This window comes from Colwellia sp. 6M3 (assembly GCF_014077595.1).
Lineage (GTDB): Bacteria > Pseudomonadota > Gammaproteobacteria > Enterobacterales > Alteromonadaceae > Cognaticolwellia.
Genome location: NZ_JACGWF010000142.1, coordinates 1 through 6,391, shown reverse-complemented (window position 1 = coordinate 6,391; position 6,391 = coordinate 1). Strand labels below are relative to the sequence as shown.

Below are 6,391 nucleotides of genomic sequence, written 5' to 3'. Positions count from 1 at the left end.
AGCTATAATACACTACAACTAATATACATTTTGTTTTGAATGCTGAAAGCTTTCAGCTACAATAACCGAACAAAATTTTACTTATCACTGTATTTAACAGTATTTATTCAGGTTTTCTTATGATTAGTGTATTTGATATGTTTTCAATCGGAATTGGCCCGTCCAGTTCTCATACCGTTGGTCCAATGAAAGCAGCAAAGTTATTTGTTGAAAATCTTATAGCAGACAATAAGTTAGATAAAACAGATCGGGTTAAATGTGAATTATTTGGCTCACTAGGCCAAACAGGTATTGGTCACGGTACAGGTAAAGCCGTGATTTTAGGGTTAACAGGACAAAGCCCTGAAACAATTCCAGTAGACTCTATTGAGTCTATATTAGCTGATGTTGTAGCAAGCGAAAAAATAAACTTGAATATGGAGCATTTGATCTCGTTCCCTAAAGCAAATGCCATTATTTATCATCGAAGAAAAACCTTACCAGCACACGCTAACGCCATGACATTTTTTGCTTATAGCAATGACATTGTTATTTTCGAAGAAACCTATTATTCCATTGGCGGTGGTTTTATTGTTAAAGACTGTGATTTTGAGAAAGAAAAAGATAAAGCCTTATCAACCCATGCCAATATTGATCGACCACATCGTTTCTCAAGTGCTGACGAACTGTTACAACTAGCTAATGAAAAGGGCTTGAGTATTAGCACTATCATGATGGAAAACGAAAAGTGCTTAAAAGATGAGGCAAGTATACGTTCAGGACTAATAGAAATTTGGGATGCCATGAAGGCTAGTATCTCTCGAGGTATAGTAACCGAAGGTATATTACCTGGTGGATTAAAAGTCGTCCGCAGAGCACCTGCCTTACATAGAGCACTGTGCGTTGAAAAAAATACAGATCCACTTTCAGCCATGGATTGGGTTAATTTATTTGCCTTAGCGGTAAACGAAGAAAACGCTGCCGGTAGCCGAGTAGTTACAGCACCTACAAATGGCGCGGCGGGGATCCTTCCTGCGGTTTTGTCTTACTACGACAAGTTCATAAAACCCGTTGATGAACAAGACTGTATTCGCTACCTATTAACCGCTGCAGCAATTGGTATTTTATACAAAACCAATGCCACCATCTCAGGCGCTGAAGGCGGCTGCCAAGCAGAAGTAGGTGTAGCATGTTCAATGGCCGCTGGGGCATTAACTGAAATTATGGGCGGTACACCTGAGCAAGTAGAAAACGCGGCAGAAATAGGGATGGAACACAATTTAGGCCTAACTTGTGACCCTGTAGGTGGTTTAGTGCAAGTTCCTTGTATTGAGCGTAATGCAATGGGGTCAGTAAAGGCTATCAACGCTTCACGTTTAGCGCTTAGAGGGACAGGTAAACAAAAGGTATCATTAGACAAAGTTATCAAAACTATGTGGGATACAGGCAACGATATGAAAACAAAATATAAAGAAACCTCGCGTGGTGGCTTAGCGGTTAATATTACTGAGTGTTAACCTATTACTCTGAAAATATGCCAAGACTTTCGGTTCAATCTTCAGTTTTTATAATAGCCATAAAAATATTATAAAACTGAGTTGTACCGTTAATTAAAACTAAAAAAACCGTATTAATCATACGGTTTTTTGTTATCTATACTTTTATAAATACATCAAAATTAACGCATAGGTAATTTAATATTGGCAAACATCTCATCAATTTCAGCATTGTTCTTCAACAATATAGCTTTAGTGACTAAATCACGATTTAAATGCGGTGCAAAACGTTCTATAAAGTCAAACATATAACCACGTAAGAAGGTGCCACGTCTAAAGCCAATTTTGGTCATACTCGGACTAAATAGATGGCTAGCGTCTATCGTTACTAAATCATTGTCTAATTTAGGATCCATTGCCATAGTAGCAATAACACCAACACCAACACCTAATCGAACATAAGTTTTAATAACATCGGCATCAGTCGCAGTAAAAGCTATTTTAGGTTCAACCCCGACTTGGTTAAAAGCAATGTCTAACTCAGATCGTCCAGTAAAACCGAAAACATAAGTCACCAAAGAGTATTGAGCAATATCTTCAATAGTAATATTTTGCTTAGACGCTAATGGATGATCCGCTTTAACAATAATACTGCGATTCCAACGATAACAAGGCAACATCACTAAATCGTTATACAAATGCAAAGATTCTGTCGCTATCGCAAAATCAGCATCGCCCTTACTTGAGGCATCGCTAATTTGGGCTGGTGTACCTTGATACATGTGTAATGAAACTTTTGAATACTTCTTCATGAAGCCTTGAATAACTTCAGGCAAAGCATATCGTGCTTGCGTATGTGTAGTAGCTATACGAAGCTTACCTTCATCAGGCTGAGTATGTTCACGGGCAACAGCTTTAATTGCTTCAACTTTAGATAAAATTTCAGTCGCGATGTTAATGACCTCATTACCCGCAGATGTTACATGGGTAAGGTGTTTACCACTTCGACCAAAAATTTGAATGCCGAGTTCGTCTTCAAGCATTCTTACTTGCTTGCTAATACCTGGTTGTGAGGTAAAAAGACTTTCCGCCGTGGCAGAAACATTTAAGTTATTATTGAGTACTTCGACGATATAACGGAGTTGTTGCAGCTTCATAATTATCATTCAGAGTTTTCTTAGACGAAAAATATATACTTAATTGCACATTTATTCCATATTATTTTGAAATTTTGAGGAAATAATCTGCTAATCGCCCATTTATGCATTAATTTGTGCCTTGAAATGAGTCAGGAAAATATAACGAACAGGCCAATAAGTTAAAATAAAAAAAAGAAAACGCTTTGTGCTTTGCTTCACCTAACAATTTTTGTAAACTGCCGTATTAGAATTTATATTTTTTATAAAATAGAGTATTAAACATGGGCATTATCATCGCTTTAATTATCGCTTTAATTATCATTGTCGTGGTAGTGAGTGCAATACAGCAGCATAAAGAAAAAATTGAGCAAGAACAGCGTGGAAAAGCAGCGAAACAAAAAGCCATTATAGATGAAACAGAAGAGTTACTTCTTAGCATTGCAAACTTGCCAAACAACCCTAACTTAGTAACGATCCTTAATACTCGAAGTCTTAATGCGACAAAAGCAATGGCAGCAATATTGCCAGAAAATAAACAACTACTTGCGCGTATTAAAGAAATGGAAACAAGAGTTAGTGCCAGTAAGTCAAATACCAGTGAAGCAGCAAGTGAGCAAAGTTTTACTTTACCTGACAGTGAACAGCAACTTGTTGGCGTATTACAATGCATAAAGAAATTACGTCTAACATTAAAGTCTGAACAGTCTAAAGGAAATTTAGATCCACAAACCTTTACCCAAGAAGATAATAAGTTATCAGCAATGCAACTTAAAATTGGTGTAGAAACATTGCAAAAACGTGGCATGATCGCTTACCAAAAAGAAATGTTAGGCTCTTCGAGACAGTACTTGGAGAAAGCATTACAAACAATCGCTGATAACCCTATCCAAACTGAATATTGCACAATTAAAAGACAAGAAATTTCAAGTGTACTTGAAGAGATAACCTCTGCTTTAAAAAACACTAATGCCAAAGATGCCGCTAAAAAGGCAAAATCTGAAGAAGATGATTTAGATTTATTATTTCAACCAAAGAAAAAATGGTAATCAATACACCTAAATAAAACCAACAACAATGTTGGTTTTTTGCTTTTAGATAATAATGAAAACACCTAAAAATAATATTCCCTACATAACTTTGCCGTCTTTTTTACGACGTGTATTAAAAGCCTATGCCCTTAAATCTTTGATTAGAGCGCAGGGTTGTGAGCTTAACCGTATTGGTCGTTCTCGAAATTGGCAATTAAAAGCGACATTCGAGCAACTTGAACAAACGGTTTATCTCATTGAGCAAAGTGAAGAAGTTAGTTGGCAATGGGTAGCGGTACATATATCTAAACAGCGTAAAAACTTAGGTTTAGATATGCTGTTAGCTATTGCTCAAAAGAAACCCGGCATTACCATTTCAGAGTTAATGCAACGCACTGACTGCACTATTGCTGAAGCTAGAAAAGTAATAGATATTTTAGAATTTGGTGATAATACGCTATAAGTTTTCACCTGACTTGCACTGTAACTTTTTAATTAAAAGCAAAACGATAAAGCGACCAATCCCTTTGACTACAAAATTATCATCCTTCTAATAACAGCTTTAACAAAAGCTATGTAGAGATGACAATAACTGTTTGTATCTGAATTTATAAATTAGCCAACTAAAATGTTCTAACACCAACGCATACTCCTCGTCATGTTAAATAAAAAGCTTTGTACTGTTCAACACAGATAAAGGTAAGATTTATTGGCTGTAATTATAGAGAGGTTAAGTATTAGAAGTTTAAACAGTGTTTTATATGTGTGCGTGGAAGTTAGTAATGTTCATCGAATAAGTTATTGACGTTCCACTGTCATTTTACAGGTAAATATAACGGGCTAAATTTAACAAATATATAATATATTTATAAACACACGCTTCTATTCCTACCATTGTTTTTAGCTTGGTACAAAGCAGTATCAGCTTGTTCAAATACATCGGTCCAATTTAATTCATCTTGTCGTTGAGCAATACCAATCGAAACAGAAATTTTAGGTAAATAAGCTTTAGAGTCACGCTGCATTAACTTTAATTGTGATATTGCTAGCCTTATTTTCTCTGCTACTTCATGTGCCTGTGACATGGTTTTATTGACCATAACAACGATAAACTCTTCACCACCAAACCGAACAGCAATATCTTGATCTGAAATTGTAGATTTAATAACCTTTGCAATACGTTGAATAACTTTGTCGCCAATAAAATGTCCAAACTGATCATTCACATTTTTAAAATGGTCGATATCAATTGCCAACGACGAGTGAACTTGCTCAATATCTAATTCTTTTAATTTAATATCACAGCCACGGCGGTTATATAAACCAGTTAAGGAATCGACAATAGCTTCATGACGTGCGGCTTCAAGTTTTGCTTTTAAAAAGCTTACTTCGCCACAAGCTCTTGTCAATTCAAGTGAAAGATCACTATGCTGCTGTTGAGAAGCAGTTATATTGTTCATTAAAAAAGAAACAATATTTTGCATAGATTTATGGTATTCATGTTTAGTAAGTGCTTTCTCAGCTTTTTTAAGATTTGAAGCTACTGTTTTATCGCTGTCGACTTGCAAATTGATCTTTTCAAGCGTTGCCGTTAATGACTTCTCAATAGGGTCGAGTATTTGCTTATCGATGGCGTGAGAGTTAGAAATATATTTTTCAAATAAACCTTCAATAAATGTTAAGTCAACTCCCTGGAAGGTCTGAACATGCCTTTCAAGCTCTGCGCTTAGTTTATCATTACGCTTACTAGCGTGTAGATATATAACAGAGTAATTTACTGGACTGGGTGGTATTTGATAATGAGATAAAAATTCGTTAGTTGATTCACTGATCTTCAGTGCCTCATCAAAACTATCTTTAATAAGCACAAGCGCTCCTTAAGAGTCGATATATTTTATTATTATTATTTTTAACAACACATATTAAACGTAAAGAATGTGTTACTAACATAGCTAACAATATCTAAATTAATATCGTACAACAAGTAATAAAATACGAAATTTCAACATCAGCAATTATTAACTAAATTTTGAAACTGATTTATCAATAATACATTAGCTATAGCTGACTTTTTGTAACTACAAATACTCGCATAGTACTCAACGTAAATTTACTGACACAAAGCTTGTTTTAGTTTTTAAAATATAAATTAAAAAGAATAGTTGATGTTAAACCATTGTATTTTTCCACTACAAATTGTTTTATGAGATAGATAATAGGACAAGGTATGGTGCAATTATCAAATATTTGAAAGGACACAATCAAAACAGGCTTTATGAACAAGCTATCGCCATAGATGCAGACAGTAAAGGGTAATCTAGTATTAGGACCAAATACGTTATTGATCACCGGCACTAATACGTTTCATGCACGAGTTTTAGTTTATAAATTCCAGACAGCAAAAAGCCCGTCACTTTCGTAACGGGCTATTCTAAGTAGAAGCCTATCAGTGTCCTACTGACGTATACGAGATACTAATATCTTGAGCACATGGATGTGCAGGAAAGACCTCACATGGGCTTAACTTATATAAGTCACACTACTGTTGTCACCATACTTTCATCACTTTATTATTTTAAAACGCCAGAAAGCAAAAAACCCGTAGCGTCAGCTACGGGTTTCTCTAAATAGAAGCCTAGCAATGTCCTACTCTCACATGGGAACTCCCACACTACCATCGGCGCTAACACGTTTCACTTCTGAGTTCGGAATGGGATCAGGTGGGGCCATGTCGCTATTGTCGCTAGAC

5 protein-coding genes and 1 rRNA gene are annotated in these 6,391 nt (G+C 35.7%); 3 read left to right on the top strand and 3 right to left on the bottom strand.

Features of this window, described 5'->3' with window-relative positions; all coding sequences use genetic code 11:
* The first annotated feature begins 119 nt into the window (after positions 1–119).
* Entirely contained in the window at positions 120–1,496 is a 1,377-nt protein-coding gene (locus tag H4J50_RS18200) for an L-serine ammonia-lyase (protein ID WP_108456783.1), read from the top strand.
* A gap of 161 nt (positions 1,497–1,657) precedes the next feature.
* On the opposite strand, the gene cysB is transcribed toward H4J50_RS18200, so the two are convergent.
* A complete protein-coding gene (cysB, locus tag H4J50_RS18195) occupies positions 1,658–2,632 on the bottom strand; it encodes an HTH-type transcriptional regulator CysB (RefSeq protein WP_108457850.1) in 975 nt (324 codons plus the stop codon).
* A 263-nt stretch (positions 2,633–2,895) separates the two neighbouring features.
* Between cysB and H4J50_RS18190 the strand changes: the two genes are divergently transcribed.
* Complete coding sequence (locus H4J50_RS18190) at positions 2,896–3,660, top strand: hypothetical protein (RefSeq protein WP_182257594.1); 765 nt, start codon at positions 2,896–2,898, stop codon at positions 3,658–3,660.
* A 55-nt stretch (positions 3,661–3,715) separates the two neighbouring features.
* Entirely contained in the window at positions 3,716–4,105 is a 390-nt protein-coding gene (locus tag H4J50_RS18185; RefSeq protein ID WP_182257593.1) for a ribosome recycling factor family protein, read from the top strand.
* A 403-nt stretch (positions 4,106–4,508) separates the two neighbouring features.
* Here H4J50_RS18185 and H4J50_RS18180 read toward each other — a convergent pair whose 3' ends face one another.
* On the bottom strand, positions 4,509–5,510 hold the full coding sequence (locus H4J50_RS18180) for a GGDEF domain-containing protein (protein WP_182257592.1): 1,002 nt from the start codon (positions 5,508–5,510) through the stop codon (positions 4,509–4,511).
* Positions 5,511–6,275: 765 nt separating this feature from the next.
* Positions 6,276–6,390, bottom strand: a 5S ribosomal RNA gene (gene rrf, locus H4J50_RS18175).
* Between the last annotated feature and the right edge of the window lies 1 nt (position 6,391).

Bases quoted from the DNA above. Each gene is read 5' to 3' on its own strand.
- H4J50_RS18200 (WP_108456783.1), top strand. From the start codon at position 120: ATGATTAGTGTATTTGATATGTTTTCAATCGGAATTGGCCCGTCCAGT.
- cysB (WP_108457850.1), bottom strand. From the start codon at position 2,632: ATGAAGCTGCAACAACTCCGTTATATCGTCGAAGTACTCAATAATAAC.
- H4J50_RS18185 (WP_182257593.1), top strand. From the start codon at position 3,716: ATGAAAACACCTAAAAATAATATTCCCTACATAACTTTGCCGTCTTTT.
- H4J50_RS18190 (WP_182257594.1), top strand. From the start codon at position 2,896: ATGGGCATTATCATCGCTTTAATTATCGCTTTAATTATCATTGTCGTG.